Raw genomic sequence first — 15,844 nt, 5'->3', positions numbered from 1 at the left:
GGCGGAACGCGGTCTTGCGGGCGTTCGGAAGGCTTGTGTTCGGAAGGCTTGCATCGCTCATCGGCAGCGTTCCTCGCATGGACGCCGGTGCAGCTTGTCGCGGCTTTCCGGCTGCAAGAAGGCGATGCAGCAAGAAGGCGATGTAGCAGGACGGCATGCAGCAGAAGGCCGCGGCAAGACGGTGCGATCGCGGGCAGGGGGCGGCTCTTCGCCGCCGTCATGCACTCCATGCAGGGCAGAATCGTTTGCTGCGCCGCAGCCAAACTCCGACATAATCTTGTGCGATGCACAATAAATGCTAATCTTCGCCCCTAAGGAGCGACCCTATGCCCGTCTACAAGAACCCCCCGCCGCGTGTCCTGCGGCCCCGCGTCGAGCTGCCGACCCTGGACGAGGCCGTCACGGCCGCGCAGGGCCTGAGCGATTCGCCCGAGGAGCAGGCCGAGATCGCCGCCAATCTGATGGGCGTGCCGGTCGCCGAAGTCGCGCCGCTGGTGCGCAAGGCGGCCAACCGCAGCATGGTGACGACGCCGAACCGCGCCGTCGTCGTCGTCCGCCGGCCTGTCCGCACCTTCTCGCCGCGCCTGGCGGAGGCGATGCGGCGCTGAGGCTTAAGAGCCTCTAACAAGATTTGAGGGGGGCTCGACGCCGGCAATTCGGCTGCGCGCTTCTCCTGGCATTCGACTCCTCCAAAGCCCATCGAGACCCCCTCAGGTCTTGTTAGAGGCTCTTAGGCGCCGATCTCGTCCAGGATCGGGCAGTCCGGCCGGGCGTCGCCATGACAATGGCTGGCGAGGTGGCGCAAGGTCTTCGCCATCGCCTTGAGCGCCGCAGCCTTCTCCTCCAGCTCCGCTACATGCTTCAGCGCCATCGCCTTGACGTCGGCGCTCGCCCGCGAGCGATCGCGCCAGAGCGCCAGCAGCGCCCCGGTCTCCTCGATCGAGAAGCCGAGGCTGCGGGCGCGGCGAACGAAGTGCAGCGTGTGCACGTCCTCGGCGCCGTAGACGCGGTAGCCCGATTGCGACCGCGCTGGCGGCTTGATCAGCGCGATCTCCTCGTAATAGCGGATCATCTTGGCGCTGACGCCCGAGGCTTCGGCTGCTTGTCCGATATTCATCCCGTCCTCCTTCAGGCCGCTGCCGGAACGGTTGTGGGCTCGGGCGCCTCCGCCCGCCGATGCGGGGCGAAGCGCTTGAGCCGCAAGGCGTTGGCAAGCACGCTGACGCTGGAAAAGGCCATCGCGAAGCTGGCGAAGACCGGCGACATCAGGACGCCCCAGAGCGGATAGAGAACGCCGGCGGCCACCGGAATCAGCAGCACATTATAGCCGAACGCCCAGCCGAGATTCTGCCGGATATTGGCCATCGTCGCCTTCGACAGCGTGATCGCTTCGGGAACATGGCGCAGATCGCCCGAGATCAGCACGACATCGGCGCTCTCGATGGCGATGTCGGTGCCGGCGCCCATGGCGATGCCGATATCGGCCTGGGCCAGCGCGGGGGCGTCGTTGATGCCGTCGCCGACGAAGGCGACGCTGCCGCCGCCATCCTGCAGCTCGGCGACGATCTTCGCCTTGTCGGTCGGCAGCACCTCGGCCCGGACCTCGTCGATGCCGAGCCGGCGGCCGATGGCTTCGGCTGTGCCGCGATTGTCGCCGGTGACCATGACGATGCGCAGACCCAGCCGGCGCAGGCTCTCGATCGCCGCCGGCGTGCCGGGCTTGATCTGGTCGGCGACAGCGATCAGGGCGGCGAGCCTGCCGTCGAGCGCGGCATAGAGCGGCGTCTGGCCTTCGCGCGCCAGGGCATCGGCCCGCTCGGCGAAAACGGCGGGATCGAGCCCGAGCCGCCGCATCAGCCGCTGCGAGCCGACCGCGACGCGCCGGCCCTCGACCTCGGCCTCGATGCCCATGCCGGGCTCGGCCTGGAACTCGCCGGCCGTGGCAAGCGCGAGACCCCGGCGGCGCGCTTCCGCGACGATCGCCTCGGCCGAGGGGTGTTCGGAAGCGCTTTCGGCCGAGGCGGCCAGGCGCAGCGCTTCGGCTTCGTCGAAGCCTTCGGCGGCGATGACCCGCGTCACCTCGGGCGTGCCCTTGGTCAGCGTGCCGGTCTTGTCGAAGGCGACGGTCGCAACGCCGCTCAGGCTCTGCAGCGCCGCGCCCTGGCGGAACAGGATGCCGAGCTCGGCCGCCTTGCCGGTGCCGACCATGATCGAGGTCGGCGTCGCCAGCCCCATGGCGCAGGGGCAGGCGACGATCAGCACCGCGACCGCATTGACCAGCGCATAGGTCAGGGCCGGCGACGGGCCGAAGGCCAGCCAGGCCGCGAAGGTCAGCACGGAAACGGCGATCACCGCCGGCACGAACCAGTTGGTGACGCGGTCGACCAGCGCCTGGATCGGCAGCTTGGCGCCTTGCGCCGCCTCGACCATGCGCAGGATCTGGGCCAGCAGCGTATCGGCGCCGACCTTTTCGGCCCGGAAGCGCAGCGCGCCATTGCGGTTGATCGTGCCGCCGATCACGCTGGCCCCGACACCCTTATGAGCGGGCGCCGGTTCGCCGGTGACCATCGCTTCGTCGACATAGGACGAGCCCTCGACGACCTCGCCGTCGACCGGGATCTTCTCCCCCGGCCTGACCAGCACGAGATCGCCGACGCGCACCTCCTCGACCGGAAGCTCGCGCTCGACGCCGTCGCGCAACACGCGGGCGGTGCGGGCCTGCAGGGTCACGAGCCGGCTGATGGCGGCGCTGGTGCGGCCCTTGGCGCGCGCCTCGAACCAGCGCCCGAGCAGGATCAGCGTCACGATGACGGCGCCGGTCTCGAAATAGGTATGCGCCGTACCCTCCGGCAGCCAGCCGGGCCGGAAGGTCGCGACCACAGAGTAGAGATAGGCCGCACCGGCGCCGAGCATGACGAGGGCGTTCATGTCGGGTGCGCCGCGCCATAGCGCCGGCCAGCCCTTCTGGAAGAAGCGCCGCCCCGGCCCGAGCAGGACGAGGCTCGCCAGCGCGAAGGCGGCGAGCTTCAGGGAGAAGGCGTCGAAGCGACCGAGCAGCCAGTGATGGAAGGCCTCGCTCAGATGCGGGCCCATCTCGATGACCATCAGCGGCAGCGTCGCCAGCGCCGCGACGACGACCGCGCTGCCGAGCTCGCTCTGCTCGGCCTCGCGGCGCTGCTGCATTCCTCCATCCGGATCGGAACCCGAATCCAGGCGCTCCGCCTGGTAGCCGGCCGCGGCGACGGCGGCGATCAGGGCGGGGACCGCATTCGGATCGACCAGGCGGATCGTGGCGCGCTCGGTCGCGAGATTGACATCCGCCTTGAGCACGCCGGGCACGCCACGCAGCGCCTTCTCGACCTTGCCGACGCAGGAGGCGCAGCTCATGCCCGAGATCGCCAGCTCGACGCTGGTTTCGGCCGGCTCGTAGCCGGCGGCGCGAATGGCTGCAGTCACGGCGCTGGCCTCGCCGCCGGCGAGCGCGACATGGGCCCGCCCGGTGGCGAGGTTGACGCTGGCGCTGGTGACGCCGGGCACGGCCGAGATCGCCTTCTCCACCCGGCCGACGCAGGAGGCGCAGTTCATGCCGTCGACGGGGATGTCGAGCACGGAGGTTTCGGTTCCGCGCGGTTGGAGTGTTGTTTGCATTACCATGAAGACCGCTTCCTTCTCTTGATGCAGAGATGGCTACACCTTCCCATCATGGGAAGGTCAAGCGGCTTTTTTTTGCCTGCCGCGATGCCGCGGCCCGGCGGCGAAAGGCAGAAACCGGGTGGCGCGCGGGCCGGTCCGCCGGCGGAATCCGGTATCAGTCCGAGATCGGAAGGAAGCAGCCATGCCCGCAGCGAAGCGCCAGACCGTTCCCTCCGTCGGGCAGGCTCTGGAGACGAGCGTCGCAGAGCTTGACTGGGCGAGGATCGAGGCCGAGCTCGACGCTCATGGCGTCGGCCTGACCGGCCGGCTCCTCGACGGCGAAACCTGCGCCGCCTTGCGCGGGCTCTATGGCGAGCCGAAACGCTTCCGCAGCCGGATCGTCATGGCGCGGCACGGTTTCGGGCGCGGCGAGTACCAGTATTTCGCCCATCCGCTGCCGGAGCCGGTCGCCGTCCTGCGCCCGCTGGTCTATTCCCGGCTGGCGCCGATCGCCAATCGCTGGAACGAGGCGCTCGGCATCGCCCAGCGCTATCCTGCAAGCCTCGACGACTTCCTGGCGCTTTGCCATGCCGCCGGCCAGCAGCGCCCGACGCCGCTGCTGCTGAAATACGGGGCCGGCGACTATAACTGCCTGCATCAGGACCTCTATGGCGACCTGTTCTTCCCCTTCCAGATGGTGGTCCTGCTCTCGCAGCCCGGCCGCGACTTCACCGGCGGCGAGTTCACCTTGGTCGAGCAGCGCCCGCGCATGCAGTCGCGGCCGGAGGTCGTGCCGCTGGCGCAAGGGGAGGCGGCGATCTTCGCCGTGCAGCACCGGCCGGTGCAAGGCACGCGCGGCCCCTACCGGGTCAATCTGCGCCATGGCGTCAGCCGGGTCCGCTCCGGCGAGCGCTATACCACGGGGCTGATCTTCCACGATGCGCGCTGAGCGGCGACGCGGCGGCGGCCGGGGGCTCAGCTGCCCTTGATATCGAGCGCCGCGACGATGGCGCCGAGGGCCGGCTCGTCGATCAGGTCGGCGGCATCGGCCTGCGTGAACCACAGGCAGCGGCGCTGCGTCTGTTCCGGCCAGGTCGGCAATTGCTGTTTGACCTCGAGCAGATAGAGCCGGACCTTGCACAGGACGAAATGGTCGACCTTGCGCTTCCAGTAGGTATAGCGGCCGACCGGCTTCTTGCCGATCTCGCCGATCAGGCCGGCTTCCTCCAAGGCTTCGCGCGCCGCCGCCTCATGACTCTTCAGCCCGCGGATCGGCCAGCCCTTGGGCACGATCCAGCGCTGGGTTTCGCGCGTCGTCACCAGCATGATCTCGACCGCGCCGTCGGCACGCCGCCGGAACGGGATGGCGCCGACCTGGATTTTCGGCTCCACCGACCGCTTGCCGGCTGTCGTCTTCGCCACCCTTGTCGACCTTCGCGATGGATTCCCCCGCGCATCATAGGATGATTCGCGGCGTTTCGAGAAATTTGTAGCCGGCAAGCTTTTTACGCGGCGGATGTCGCCTCGCATGGTTGGCGTCGGGCGCCATAGGAGCCAGGGACGCCGGAGGCAGGCGCAAGCCAGGCGCCGGTATCCAGAGCGAGCGTCGAGGCTTTTCCGCGGCGGCCGAGGAGCCGTTTGAGAATGGAATCCCTCATCCTGAGGAGCTGCGCAGCAGCGTCTCGAAGGATGAGGGCTGGGTGAAATCCCGAACAGGCTATGAGGCCGGCTCAGATCTTCTTGCCGTCCTTGTCGAACTGCTTGAGGAAGGCGGTCAGGTCGGCGATCTCCTTCTCGTTCTTGATGCCGGCGAAGATCATCTTGGTGCCCGGGATCTTGCCGCGCGGGTTCTTGATGTACTCGGCGAAAACGGCCTCGTCCCAGGTGATGTCGGCGCCCTTGTTGGCGGCCGAGTAGCTGTACCCCTCCACCGCGCCGGTATGCCGGCCGAACAGGCCGTTCAGATGCGGGCCGACCAGGTTCTTCGCGCCCTCGCCGATCTGGTGGCAGGCGCGGCACTTGTTCCAGGAGCGCTCGCCGGCGGCGATGTCCTGGGCCGATGCCGGGCTCGCCGCAAGGGTGGCGAGGCCGAGGGCGAGGAGGGTGGCGCTGGCAATGGCTTTCATGATCGATCCTTCTTCAGGCATAGGGCCGCGGCGCGTGGCCGGGCAGGGGAGTTTCCGGAGAATGCGTATGGTTCTGCCTGGCTGACGATGTCGCGGCGAAGCCGGCACGCCAGCCCATGCTTTTTCGCCTGCGCCTCCTTTCGCGACGCGTCGCTCTCGCCGGACTGCGAGATGACAGTCCAGGTTGCTGCGATCCGGCCGTGCTTCGGCTCGCAGCGCCCGGCGACCTCGTCGGTGTCGACCAGGCTCCGGCAGGTCTTGAGATAGCGTGCTGGGAGAATTCTGGAACTGGTCAGTTCGCCGCGGGCCGCCAGGGCTGCGATCCCGGCTTGGCGTGGCGGGAAGGATCGATCTCGGTATGGCGCCGGCAGACGTGACGCCGGTGCCGGCGTCACGTCACGATTCCGTTGGCGCGGGCTCGTCGGCGCCCGTCAGCGCAGCGCGCTCATCCATTCAGCGACATTGGCGGTGAAGGCGTCCGGCCGCGAGACCGGGAAGAAATGCCCGCCGGTGTCGAGCATGGTCTTGCGCGCATCTGGCATGCCGGCGGCGAGATCGTCCTGCAGGAAGGCGGGCACGATCATGTCGTCGCGGGCGCCGAGGATCAGGATCGGCAGGGTCAGGCTCGCGCTCCAGGCCGAGCCGTCGAAGGAACGCAGCGCGTCGATGCGCTCGCGCACCACCCGTCTCGCTTCAGGCGTGGCTGGCGCAGTCGCCACTGCAGCCTCGTAGACGTTCCAGTGCGCTTCCAGCCAGGCCGGCGGATAGGCCATCAGCGTCGCCGTCGCGGCATAGGCGCGCGGATGCTGGTCGAGGATGGCGAGGCGGGTCTCGAACAGGGCCGCCATGTAGCGGTTCTGCTTCAGCCAGCTTCCGCTCAGGATCAGCCCGTCGAGCCGTTCGGGCGCCTGCCGCGCCAGCGACTGGCCGATGCAGCCGCCGGTCGAATGCCCGACCAGCACGGCGCGCTCGGCTCCGGCGGCGTCGAGCACGGCGCGGCAGTCCTGCGCCAGCTGGTCGATCGTCGCGGGAGCCGTCCCGCGCGTGCTCGCGCCGATGCCGCGCTGGTCGAAGCGCAGCACGCGGAAGGAGCGGGCGAAGGTCGCGGCATTGTCGTCCCAGAAGGCGGCGGTGCCGCTGAGGCCGCTGACCAGCAGCAGCGCCGGCCCCTCGCCTTGCGAACAGGCGCGCAGCACGGCGCCATCGGCGGTGACGGCCTCGAATTCGCCGCTCGCGGCGCGCTGGGCGGCGATGCTCATCGTGCCTCGCCGGTGAAGGGGCGGCCATCTGGTCTGATATCTGTCATTGCTGCGTCTCCTTCGGCGCGCCCGCGCCTGTCACTGGTTGAAGCTCGGATCGGTCCAGCCGAAGACCGTGCGCGCCTCGATCTCGGCGACGTTCTCCGGCCGCGGGAACGGCTCCGGTGTCGGCTCGCCCGGGCGGCGCGGCCGGCCGATCTGCGCGAAGAACGCGTCGAGCCCGCCCGGCATGAACAGCCAGAGGAAGGTCAGCGGCTCGTCATGCGGGTTGAGGAAATGGTGCTTGCGGTCATGGCCGACGAAGACGCAGGAGCCCTCTTCGAGCGGATGGTCGACGCCGTCCATCCGGGCGATGCCGCGGCCCTTGACCACGAAGATGATCTCCTCGTTGCGGTCATGGGTGTGCTCGCGGATGAAGGAGCGCGGCGCCACGGTCTGGGTACCCATGGCGAAGCGGTTGACGCTGGCGACGCTCTTGTCGCTGAACAGGTTGCGCACGAAGCCGTTGGCCGGCACCGGCTGCCAGAAGCTCTCGCCTTCCTGCGGGCCAAGCACTTTGATCTCGCCGGCAGGTCGCGCTGTCATTCCGATTTCCTCTCGCGCCGCTCGGCCGCTGCAGCAATCGTGCCGCCGGCCGCGATATTGTTGTAGCCGCGTTTGGTCATGGCCGGGTGCGCTGCGACGCAGACCAGACCTTGCGGAAGGCCGCAGCTTTTCGCCCTCTCGGCGCGCGCTTCGCCGAGGCGCAATGACGGATCCGACCTGGCGGATGATCATGCTGCGGTGAGGTCCTCGGCGGCGGCGCGAGCATTTCGGTAGCGGCACGCCCTGGCAGGCGCTAAGCCGGCGACGTCCGGTTCTGGTTCTGGACCGCACGGGCTTGGTCTGCATGGGCTCACATTATTCACGCGCGCCGGATACCACCCGCCCCGGCCTGACGCCAGGCTTGGTCGTCCGCCGCTGGGTCGCGGGGGGCGAAGCGTGAGCATCGTCCTCGCCTGCGATCTCGGCGGCACCTCCTTCCGCGCCGCGCTCGTCGATGCGCGGGGGGGCATCCTCGTCCAGAAGGCGATCGCCGGGCCAGCCAGCATCGACGCGGCGGGCGCGTCGGAGATCGACGCCGGCGCATGGTGGCGCATCATGATCGAGGCCTGTGCCGGCCTCGCCGCCGAGGCGCCGGAGCTTTTCGCCGCCGTCGAGGCGGTGGCGATCTGCGGCGTCACCCGGACCCAGGTCTTCATCGGCCGGGACGGCCGGCAGCTGCGCCCGGCCATGACCTGGAAGGATACCCGCTCGGAGGCCGCGGCAGCCCGCCTGCGCGAACGGCTCGATCCGGCCCATCCGGAAGCCGCGGCGATCAATGCCTTCCACCCGCTGGCGCGGCTCGCCTGGCTGCGCGAGCAAGAGCAGGCGAATTTCCACAGCCTCGCCTGCGTGCTGGAGCCGAAGGACTATCTCAATTTCCGCCTGACCGGCCGCCAGGCCGGCGACCCGGTCTCGCTGGCGCGCCTGCTCGCTGCAGCGGCGCCGGCGGCGAGCGGCGATCTTTTGAGCGCGATCGGGCTTTCGCCTTCGATCCTGCCGCCGCTGCTGGAACCCTGGCAGCAGGTCGGGCCGGTGCTGACCGGCCTGCCGGCGCCGCTCGATCGCCTCGTCGGCAGGCCCGTCTTCTGCGCCTCGAACGATACCTGGGCGGGAGTGGTCGGTCTCGGCGCGATGCGGGACGGCTTCGCCTACAACATCTCCGGCACCACCGAGGTGCTGGGTGTCATGGGCCATGAACCGGTTCGCGCCGACGGGCTGATGACCGTCGACTGGCGCGGCCTGTTCCAGCTCGGCGGACCGAGCCAGAACGGTGCCGATACTGTTTCCTGGCTGCTTTCGCTGCTCGGCCGGGGCGAAGAGGGAGGTATCGGGCGCGAGATCGACGCCTTGCTTGCCGGCCCTCGCCAGCCGCAGCCGGTGCTGTTCCTGCCCTATCTCCAGGGCGAGCGCGTGCCCTATTGGAACCCGTCGCTGCGCGGCGCCTTCATCGGCCTCAACCGCCGGCATGGCGCGACCGATCTCGCTTTTGCGGTGCTCGAAGGCGTCGCCTTCCTCAACCGGATCGTATTGTCGCGGGCAGAAGCGGCATTGGCCGGACCGGTGGCGGAGATCCGCTTCGGCGGCGGGGCTGCCGCCAACCCGGTCTGGAGCCAGATCAAGGCCGATATCTGCGGCCGGCCGGTCGTCGTCGGCGCCTCGAAGGAACCCGGCCTGCTCGGCGCCGCGATCATCGCCTTCACCGGGCTCGGGCGCTTCGCCTCGCTCGCGCAGGCGCAGGCGGCGCTCGTCGCCGTCGCTTCCCGCTTCGAGCCCGATCTCTCCCGAAAGGCCGGCTATGACGCGCTTTTCGCGCTCTATCGCCGCAGCGAGCAGGCGCTCGCGCCGATCTCGCAGGATCTCTCCGCCTGGCCCGCCGATGGCGCCGGGCTTGTCGCAGGCGCAGCCGCTGCGCGCGATTGAGGTTGCCGCATTCGGTTTTGCGCCTTACCGACGGGCAATCGCACTTCCGAGATCCTCATGCTGTTCCTCGATCCCGTAAAGCCCGTTCGGTCTCGCTTGGCAGGCAGGGCCGCCTGATGCCAAAGCCCGTCACCCTGGTCACCGGGGCCTCCGGCGGCATCGGCAGCGCGCTCGCCGCGACGCTCGCGCCCGGCCACCGGCTCGTGCTGTCGGGCCTCGAGGCCGCTCCGCTTGCGGAGCTGGCGCAACGGCTCCAGGCCGATGGCGCCGAGGTGGCGGCCCTCACCGGCGACGTTCGCGACTCCGGGCTCGGCCAGGCCCTGGTCGAGCTTGCCGTCGAGCGCTTCGGCCGGCTCGACAATCTCGTCACCGGGGCAGGAGCCTCGCGCCCGGTGCCGATGGTCGAGATGGAGGACGAGGAATGGGAGAAGTTCGTCGACATCAACCTCTCCGCCGTCTTCCGCATCTCCAAGGTCGCCTCGAATCAGCTGATCGCGCAGGGCGAGGGCGGCGCCATCGTCCACATCTCCTCGATCGCCCATAGCAATGGCGGCGCCAATCTCGCCTATGGCGCGGCCAAGGGCGGGGTCGCGACGCTGACCTATGGCATGGCCCAGCAGCTCGGCCGCCACGCCATCCGCGTCAATGCGGTGGCGCCCGGCATCATCGACACGCCGATGGTGCGCGGCGGCTTCGCCAAAGAGTTCAACGCATTGGTCGAAGGCGCGGCCCAGCGCACCCCGCTCGGCCGCCTCGGCCGGCCCGAGGACGTCGCCAGCGTCATCGCCTTCCTGCTCTCGCCGGGCGCCGCCTTCGTCACCGGCGCGCTGATCCCGATCACCGGCGGCATCGAGATCCTCTCGCCGATCTCGACCATTGCCAGAGGGACGGCATGATGGCCGGCATGACGCTGCGCGACTTCATCGGCCGCTACGGCACGGCGCTGGCCGGGCTCCTGCTCATCGCCTTCTTCGTCGTCTTCGCGCCGAATTTCGCGACGTCGATGAACATCGTCAACGTGCTGAAGGATACGAGCTTCCTCGCCATCCTGGCGCTCGGTTTCGCGCTCGCCTTCACCGTCGCCGAGCTCGATCTCTCGATCTCGGAGATGGCGAGCCTCTCGGCCGTGGTTTGCGGCTGGCTGGTGCAGCTGCAATATCCGCCGCTGGTCGCGGTCGCGGCGGCGCTGGCGGTCGGCATCGTGCTCGGCTCGGTCAACGGCTACGGCGTCACCGTGCTGCGCATCCCCTCGCTGATCATGACGCTCGGCACGGCGGCGATCGCCAAGGGCTTCGCCTTCATGATCACCCAGGGCGTCGCCTTCGTCGGGCGCTGGCCGGTCAGCTTCACCGGGCTGGCGCGCGGCTACACCTTCGGCATTCCCAATCTCGTGCTCTGGCTCGCCGGCGTCACGCTCTTCGCCTATGGGCTGGTCAAGTGGACCCGCACCGGCGCCCATATGGTCGCGACCGGCGAGGCCGACGAGGCGGCGCGCCTCGCCGGCATCGCCACCGCGCGGATGAAGCGCATCGGCCTCCTGCTGGCCGGCGTCTTTGCCAGCATCACCGCCGTCCTGCTCGCCGCCAACCTGTCCTCGGCCGCGCCCAACATGGCCGGCGACTATCTGCTCTATGCCATTGCCGCCGTGCTGCTCGGCATGACCATGTTCGAGCCGGGCAAGCCGAACGTGCCGGGCACGGTCTTCGCGGCGCTGGTGCTGAAGGTGCTCGGAAACGGCTTGGTCCTGCTCGGCGCCGCCTATTACGTTCAGGACATCGTTCTCGGCGCCATCATCATCGGCTCGGTCGCCTTCTCGGCCAGCGCGATGAAGAAGGCGGCGTTCAAGGTGTAGGTAGTGAAGCAGCCATTTTCCTCAGCCCTCATCCTGAGGAGCCGCGTAGCGGCGTCTCGAAGGATGGTTCAGGAGGCTCCGGAGATGGCTGGAGCATCCTTCGAGACGCAGCCTTCGGCTGCTCCTCAGGATGAGGGCTTTGAAACGACTGCCGTTCGACAGACGATCAAGAGGGGAAAGAAGATGAAGGGTCTGAAATCGCTTATCGTGGCGGCGGTTGCCGTGGTCGGGTTCGGGCAGGGCGCGCAGGCCTTCGAGCTCGGCGTCATTGGCTTCCAGTTCACCTCGGAGACGCATGCCCGCGTCGCCAATGCCGCCGCGGCGGCCGCCAAGGCCAAGGGCTGGAACGTCACGCTGCTGAACTCGGAGGGCGCGCTGCCCAGGCATGCCGAGCAGTTCGACGCGCTGATCGCCAAGAAGGTCGACGCCATCATCGTCGCCATGGGCAAGCCGGTCGAGGCCGACGCGCAGTTCAAGGCGGCCAAGGACGCCAAGATCCCGGTCATCACCGTGCAGTCGGGCTCGAGCCCGCATGCGCTCTTCGACATCCAGACCAACGAATACAAGGTCGGCGCCGAGGCCGCGCTCTATTTGCTCGGCCAACTCGGCTATCAGGGCAACATCGTCACGGCGCGCTACGAGCTGAACGTCGCCTCGCGCATTCGCGGCAAGATCCTCGACGTCGTCCTCTCCGAGAACCAGGGCGTGAAGGAGCTCGGCAAGTTCTCGATGGCCCGCACCCAGAGCTGGCGCGACGATGTCCGCGCCGGCATGCAGGCGCTGCTGCTGCAGAACCAGGGCAAGATCAACGGCATCTGGGCCTCCTTCGACGGCCAGGCCTACATCATCGACGACCTGCTGCAGGCGCAGGGCGTGAAGAAGGGCCAGATCCCGCTGGTCTCGGTCGATGGCGGCAAGGAGACCTATGCCCGCATCGCCGATCCGAACTCGACCTTCATGGCCACCGTCTCGATCCCGTTCGAGGAGATGGGCAAGCAGGCGGTGGACGCGATCCAGACCATCGTCGTCGACAAGAAGCCGAAGGAGACCGTGGCGAGCGGTCCCTACCTTTTCACCGAGGCGGTGCTCGTCGACAAGACCAATGTCGAGCAGTTCCTGAAGTGAAACCGTCGCCCCAACTGCACCGTCATCCCGGACAAGCGGCGAAGCCGCGCAGCTCCGGGATCCATCGTAAGGCACTGCACTTTACGATGGATCCCGGAGTTCCGCTTCGCTCCATCCGGGATGACGGGGCGTGTGTGGGCAGCTGCGAGCCATGACGAGCCGGCCATGAAGGACGAAGCCACCCCCATCCTGTCGCTCCGCGGCATCGGCAAGAACTACGGCCCGGTCGTCGCGGTGCGTGTGGTCGATCTCGACATCTATCCCGGCGAGGTCGTCGCCATTTGCGGCGACAACGGCGCCGGCAAGTCGAGCCTGATCAAGGTGATCTCCGGCGCCGAGGAGCCGAGCGGCGGCGAGATCAGCATCCGCGGCAAGAAGGTGGACTTCGCTTCGCCGCATGATGCGCTGAGCCATGGCGTCGCGACGATCTACCAGGACCTGGCACTGGCGCCGCGCCTCTCCATCGCCCAGAACGTCTTCATGGGCTCGGAGCTGACCAAGCCCTTCCTGCTGCCCTTCCTGCGCGTGCTCGACAAGAAGCGGATGGCGCAGGAAGCGCGCGGCTATCTCGCGCAGCTCTCGGTTTCGGTCGAGGACATGACGCGCCCGGTCGAGCGGCTCTCCGGCGGCCAGCGCCAGGCGGTGGCGATTTCGCGGGCGCTGCGCTGGAAGGCCGAGATCATCATCATGGACGAGCCGACCGCGGCGCTCGGCGTCAAGGAGACCGCGCTCGTTCTCGACCTGATCCGCAAGCTCAAGGCCGATGGCCGCACCGTCCTGCTTGTCAGCCACAACATGCGTGACGTGGTGGCTCTCGCCGACCGCGTCGTGATCATGGGCGCGGGGCGGAAATACGTCGACCAACCCCTGGGCAAGCTCACGGCCGACGATCTCAGCCACATGATCATGGCCGGCAACGCCCGGGCCGCGTGATGCGCGAAACCATCGTCATCGACACCGATCCGGGGCAGGACGATGCCGTCGCCCTGCTGCTCGCCTTCGCCAGCGCCGCCGAGCTCGATCTGGCGGCGATCACCACTGTCGCCGGCAACGTCCCGGTGGCGCAGACCACGGCGAACGCATTACGCATCCGCGAGCTCGGGGGCCGCGAGGACATCCCCGTCCATCGCGGCGCGGAAGGCCCGCTGCTCTTCCCGCTCTCGACCGCCGAATTCGTCTGCGGGCCGGACGGGCTCGCCGGCGCCGATTTGCCGCCGCCGCGCGGCGAGGCCAATCCAACCCATGCCGTCGAGGCCCTGATCGCGATCCTGCGGGCCGCGCCGGAGGACGGCGTCACCCTCTGCCCGCTCGGGCCGCTGACCAATCTCGCGCTCGCCTTCCGGCTGGTGCCGGACGTGCTGCCGAAGGTCAGGCGCATCGTGCTGATGGGCGGGGCGCTGGCGCTCGGCAACGTCACCCCGGCGGCGGAATTCAACATCCATGTCGATCCGCATGCGGCGGCGATCGTCTTCGGGGCCGGCCGGCCGATCGTGATGATGGGGCTCGGCGTCACCCTTCAGGCCATCGCCTCGCACGAGCAGGTCGCGGGCCTGCTGGCCGTCGGCAATGCCACCGGCCGCGCCGTGCACGGCATGCTGACGAGGCCGCGCCCCGGCGGGCTCGGCACGGTCGGCCACCCGATGCACGACCCCTGCGTCATCGCCTATCTGCTCTGGCCGGAGCTGTTCGCGGGCCGCGACTGCTTCGTCGAGGTCGAGACCGGCGACGGCCCGCTGCGCGGCCGCACCACCATCGACTGGAACGGCCGGCTGAAGCGCGAGGCCAACGCCCATGTTGTAGCGAGCGTCGAGGCGCAGGCGCTGTTCGAGCGCCTGTTCGCCCGGCTCGCGACGCTACCTTGAAGGAAGACTGTCATGCCGCATTTCGTCGAGGAACTGCAGCAGGAGGCGCAGCGCGCCGTCACGGCGATGCGGACGGCCGCACTCGCCGCCCGCCATCTCCATGCCCGTGCCGAATTGATGCGTCACATGCTGACCACCGCCCGCAAGGTCGCCGGCAAGCCGAAGGCCGAGGCCGTCGAGACGGTCGTGCGCGAATGGATGGACGCTTGGAATCTCGGGCGCGCCGAATGGCCCCACATCGCCCGCGAGATGGAGGCCTTCACCGAGGCCTTCCACGATTATGCCAACGCCTCGACCGACGCCCATGACGCGGCGCTGCGGCGCAGCTGCGATGCGCTCGACGCCGCGCTGGCGCGCGAAGGCACCTCGATCAGCGACCAGATGGCGTTCCGCTCGCAATGCGCCCATCGCTGGTGGGAGCTGGTGACGCCGGTCCCGGCCGATCTGCCTGGTGCCAAGCCGCGCCCGTCGGTGCCGCCTTTGGCCGAGAACGCGCCGTTCTGGCAGGCCGGCTGCGCCGATTTCTGCCGGTGATGGCGCGCGCTGACCGTGCGGTGACGCTGCGCCCCGTCGCAGCCGGCGACCTCGACGCCTGCCACCGCCTGTCGATGCAGGTCTCCTGGCCGCATCGACGCGAGGACTGGGAGTTCGTGCTCGATCTCGGCCAGGGCTTCGTCGCGGTCGTCGCGGAAGAGGTGGTCGGCACCGCGCTGTGGTGGCCCTTCGGCGCCGGCCATGCCTCCCTCGGTAGCATTATCGTCGCGCCCGACCGACAGGGCGCCGGCATCGGCAGGTTGCTGATGAGCGGTCTGCTCGACGCGACGGAAGGGCGCTCGCTGGCTCTGGTGGCGACGCAGCAGGGCCAGCCGCTCTATGCGAGATACGGCTTTGCCCCGGGCGGCACGGTGCTGCAGCACCAGGACACGGGCCCGGATGTCGCGGCGCCGATCCTGGCCCGAGGCGAAAGCCTGCGCCCGGCGATCGCGGGCGATCTGCCCTTGCTGGCCAGCCTCGACAGCGCCGCGACCGGGCTGCCGCGCCAGGCTGTCCTCGCGGCGCTGCTGGCCCGCGCCGAGGCGGTGGTGCTCGAGCGCGGCGGCGTGGCCGCCGGTTTCGGCTTCCTGCGCCGCCATGGCCGCGGCTGGCTGCTCGGCCCGGTCGCGGCCGCCGATGCGCAGGCGGCCCGCACCGTCATTGCCCATTGGCTTTCGGCAAAGCGTGGCGAGTTCGTCCGCATCGACGTGCACGCGCATACCGGGCTCGGCGCCTGGCTCACCGGGATCGGCCTGCCGCAGGTGGCCTCGGGTTTGGTGATGCTGCGCGGCGTCGTTCAGGCTGCGCCCGGGCCAACCCGGCAATTCGCGCTGGCCAGCCAGGCGCTGGGCTGAGGATCGCGGCGGTCGCTCGCGCCGGGGCGAGGCGCCTCCGGGGCTTTCCGGGAATGCCGGGGTTGCCGGATTGTCGGTAGCGGCGCCAGGCCGG

At 69.2% G+C, this 15,844-nt stretch carries 17 protein-coding genes; 10 read left to right on the top strand and 7 right to left on the bottom strand.

Annotated features, from left to right (window positions below; all coding sequences use genetic code 11):
• Nucleotides 1-326: 326 nt before the first annotated feature.
• Nucleotides 327-608, top strand: coding sequence for a hypothetical protein (locus V6M56_RS10295; protein WP_332683407.1), 282 nt, complete (start codon nt 327-329; stop codon nt 606-608).
• A gap of 122 nt (nt 609-730) precedes the next feature.
• On the opposite strand, the gene cueR is transcribed toward V6M56_RS10295, so the two are convergent.
• Together cueR and V6M56_RS10285 are read right to left on the bottom strand one after the other, a co-directional pair.
• Nucleotides 731-1,117 carry a Cu(I)-responsive transcriptional regulator gene (gene cueR, locus V6M56_RS10290; protein ID WP_332683405.1) on the bottom strand — a complete coding sequence of 129 codons (387 nt, stop codon included), beginning with the start codon at nt 1,115-1,117 and terminating at the stop codon, nt 731-733.
• Between the two features lie 11 nt (nt 1,118-1,128).
• Nucleotides 1,129-3,654, bottom strand: coding sequence for a heavy metal translocating P-type ATPase (locus tag V6M56_RS10285; RefSeq protein ID WP_442881126.1), 2,526 nt, complete (start codon nt 3,652-3,654; stop codon nt 1,129-1,131).
• 181 nt (nt 3,655-3,835) lie between these two features.
• Between V6M56_RS10285 and V6M56_RS10280 the strand changes: the two genes are divergently transcribed.
• Nucleotides 3,836-4,582 carry a 2OG-Fe(II) oxygenase gene (locus tag V6M56_RS10280; RefSeq protein WP_332683404.1) on the top strand — a complete coding sequence of 249 codons (747 nt, stop codon included), beginning with the start codon at nt 3,836-3,838 and terminating at the stop codon, nt 4,580-4,582.
• Between the two features lie 26 nt (nt 4,583-4,608).
• Here the strand turns inward: V6M56_RS10280 and V6M56_RS10275 are convergent, their stop codons facing one another.
• The 5 genes from V6M56_RS10275 to V6M56_RS10255 all read right to left on the bottom strand — a co-directional run bounded on the left by V6M56_RS10275 (nt 4,609) and on the right by V6M56_RS10255 (nt 7,767).
• Nucleotides 4,609-5,055, bottom strand: coding sequence for an NUDIX hydrolase (locus tag V6M56_RS10275; RefSeq protein WP_332683403.1), 447 nt, complete (start codon nt 5,053-5,055; stop codon nt 4,609-4,611).
• A gap of 308 nt (nt 5,056-5,363) precedes the next feature.
• Nucleotides 5,364-5,759, bottom strand: coding sequence for a c-type cytochrome (locus V6M56_RS10270; RefSeq protein WP_332683402.1), 396 nt, complete (start codon nt 5,757-5,759; stop codon nt 5,364-5,366).
• Nucleotides 5,760-6,190: 431 nt separating this feature from the next.
• Nucleotides 6,191-7,018, bottom strand: coding sequence for an alpha/beta fold hydrolase (locus V6M56_RS10265; protein WP_332683401.1), 828 nt, complete (start codon nt 7,016-7,018; stop codon nt 6,191-6,193).
• A 78-nt stretch (nt 7,019-7,096) separates the two neighbouring features.
• Nucleotides 7,097-7,603 (bottom strand): cupin domain-containing protein, encoded by a 507-nt coding sequence (locus tag V6M56_RS10260; RefSeq protein WP_332683399.1) that lies wholly within the window; start codon nt 7,601-7,603, stop codon nt 7,097-7,099.
• The gene (locus V6M56_RS10255) at nt 7,600-7,767 is read right to left on the bottom strand and encodes a hypothetical protein (RefSeq protein ID WP_332683397.1); all 168 of its coding nucleotides are present in this window, start codon (nt 7,765-7,767) and stop codon (nt 7,600-7,602) included. The genes V6M56_RS10260 and V6M56_RS10255 overlap by 4 nt, the downstream gene beginning before the upstream one ends.
• Before the next feature lie 232 nt (nt 7,768-7,999).
• Between V6M56_RS10255 and V6M56_RS10250 the strand changes: the two genes are divergently transcribed.
• The 8 genes from V6M56_RS10250 to V6M56_RS10215 all read left to right on the top strand — a co-directional run bounded on the left by V6M56_RS10250 (nt 8,000) and on the right by V6M56_RS10215 (nt 15,750).
• Entirely contained in the window at nt 8,000-9,523 is a 1,524-nt protein-coding gene (locus tag V6M56_RS10250; RefSeq protein WP_332683395.1) for a xylulokinase, read from the top strand.
• Nucleotides 9,524-9,639: 116 nt separating this feature from the next.
• On the top strand, nt 9,640-10,419 hold the full coding sequence (locus V6M56_RS10245) for an SDR family NAD(P)-dependent oxidoreductase (protein WP_332683394.1): 780 nt from the start codon (nt 9,640-9,642) through the stop codon (nt 10,417-10,419).
• The gene (locus tag V6M56_RS10240) at nt 10,416-11,375 is read left to right on the top strand and encodes an ABC transporter permease (protein ID WP_332683393.1); all 960 of its coding nucleotides are present in this window, start codon (nt 10,416-10,418) and stop codon (nt 11,373-11,375) included. The genes V6M56_RS10245 and V6M56_RS10240 overlap by 4 nt, the downstream gene beginning before the upstream one ends.
• A gap of 183 nt (nt 11,376-11,558) precedes the next feature.
• Complete coding sequence (locus tag V6M56_RS10235; RefSeq protein WP_332683392.1) at nt 11,559-12,500, top strand: sugar ABC transporter substrate-binding protein; 942 nt, start codon at nt 11,559-11,561, stop codon at nt 12,498-12,500.
• A gap of 165 nt (nt 12,501-12,665) precedes the next feature.
• Entirely contained in the window at nt 12,666-13,433 is a 768-nt protein-coding gene (locus V6M56_RS10230) for an ATP-binding cassette domain-containing protein (protein WP_332683390.1), read from the top strand.
• Nucleotides 13,433-14,362 (top strand): nucleoside hydrolase, encoded by a 930-nt coding sequence (locus V6M56_RS10225; protein WP_332683388.1) that lies wholly within the window; start codon nt 13,433-13,435, stop codon nt 14,360-14,362. Before V6M56_RS10230 ends, V6M56_RS10225 begins: the two co-directional genes overlap by 1 nt.
• 12 nt (nt 14,363-14,374) lie before the next feature.
• Nucleotides 14,375-14,896 carry a hypothetical protein gene (locus V6M56_RS10220; protein WP_332683387.1) on the top strand — a complete coding sequence of 174 codons (522 nt, stop codon included), beginning with the start codon at nt 14,375-14,377 and terminating at the stop codon, nt 14,894-14,896.
• Nucleotides 14,896-15,750: a GNAT family N-acetyltransferase gene (locus tag V6M56_RS10215; RefSeq protein ID WP_332683385.1), complete on the top strand. Its 855-nt coding sequence runs from the start codon at nt 14,896-14,898 to the stop codon at nt 15,748-15,750. The genes V6M56_RS10220 and V6M56_RS10215 overlap by 1 nt, the downstream gene beginning before the upstream one ends.
• The last annotated feature ends 94 nt before the right edge of the window (nt 15,751-15,844 follow it).

It is taken from the genome of Allobosea sp. (assembly GCF_036675845.1).
GTDB lineage: Bacteria > Pseudomonadota > Alphaproteobacteria > Rhizobiales > Beijerinckiaceae > Allobosea.
The sequence above is the reverse complement of the archived record's forward strand: the minus strand, read 5'-3'. Positions and strand labels throughout refer to the sequence as shown.

Coding starts and splice junctions, on each gene's coding strand:
- V6M56_RS10265 (WP_332683401.1), bottom strand. CDS start 7,018: ATGAGCATCGCCGCCCAGCGCGCCGCGAGCGGCGAATTCGAGGCCGTC.
- V6M56_RS10225 (WP_332683388.1), top strand. CDS start 13,433: ATGCGCGAAACCATCGTCATCGACACCGATCCGGGGCAGGACGATGCC.
- V6M56_RS10240 (WP_332683393.1), top strand. CDS start 10,416: ATGATGGCCGGCATGACGCTGCGCGACTTCATCGGCCGCTACGGCACG.
- V6M56_RS10245 (WP_332683394.1), top strand. CDS start 9,640: ATGCCAAAGCCCGTCACCCTGGTCACCGGGGCCTCCGGCGGCATCGGC.
- V6M56_RS10220 (WP_332683387.1), top strand. CDS start 14,375: ATGCCGCATTTCGTCGAGGAACTGCAGCAGGAGGCGCAGCGCGCCGTC.
- V6M56_RS10230 (WP_332683390.1), top strand. CDS start 12,666: ATGAAGGACGAAGCCACCCCCATCCTGTCGCTCCGCGGCATCGGCAAG.
- cueR (WP_332683405.1), bottom strand. CDS start 1,117: ATGAATATCGGACAAGCAGCCGAAGCCTCGGGCGTCAGCGCCAAGATG.
- V6M56_RS10280 (WP_332683404.1), top strand. CDS start 3,836: ATGCCCGCAGCGAAGCGCCAGACCGTTCCCTCCGTCGGGCAGGCTCTG.
- V6M56_RS10260 (WP_332683399.1), bottom strand. CDS start 7,603: ATGACAGCGCGACCTGCCGGCGAGATCAAAGTGCTTGGCCCGCAGGAA.
- V6M56_RS10270 (WP_332683402.1), bottom strand. CDS start 5,759: ATGAAAGCCATTGCCAGCGCCACCCTCCTCGCCCTCGGCCTCGCCACC.
- V6M56_RS10235 (WP_332683392.1), top strand. CDS start 11,559: ATGAAGGGTCTGAAATCGCTTATCGTGGCGGCGGTTGCCGTGGTCGGG.
- V6M56_RS10285 (WP_442881126.1), bottom strand. CDS start 3,654: ATGGTAATGCAAACAACACTCCAACCGCGCGGAACCGAAACCTCCGTG.
- V6M56_RS10295 (WP_332683407.1), top strand. CDS start 327: ATGCCCGTCTACAAGAACCCCCCGCCGCGTGTCCTGCGGCCCCGCGTC.
- V6M56_RS10215 (WP_332683385.1), top strand. CDS start 14,896: ATGGCGCGCGCTGACCGTGCGGTGACGCTGCGCCCCGTCGCAGCCGGC.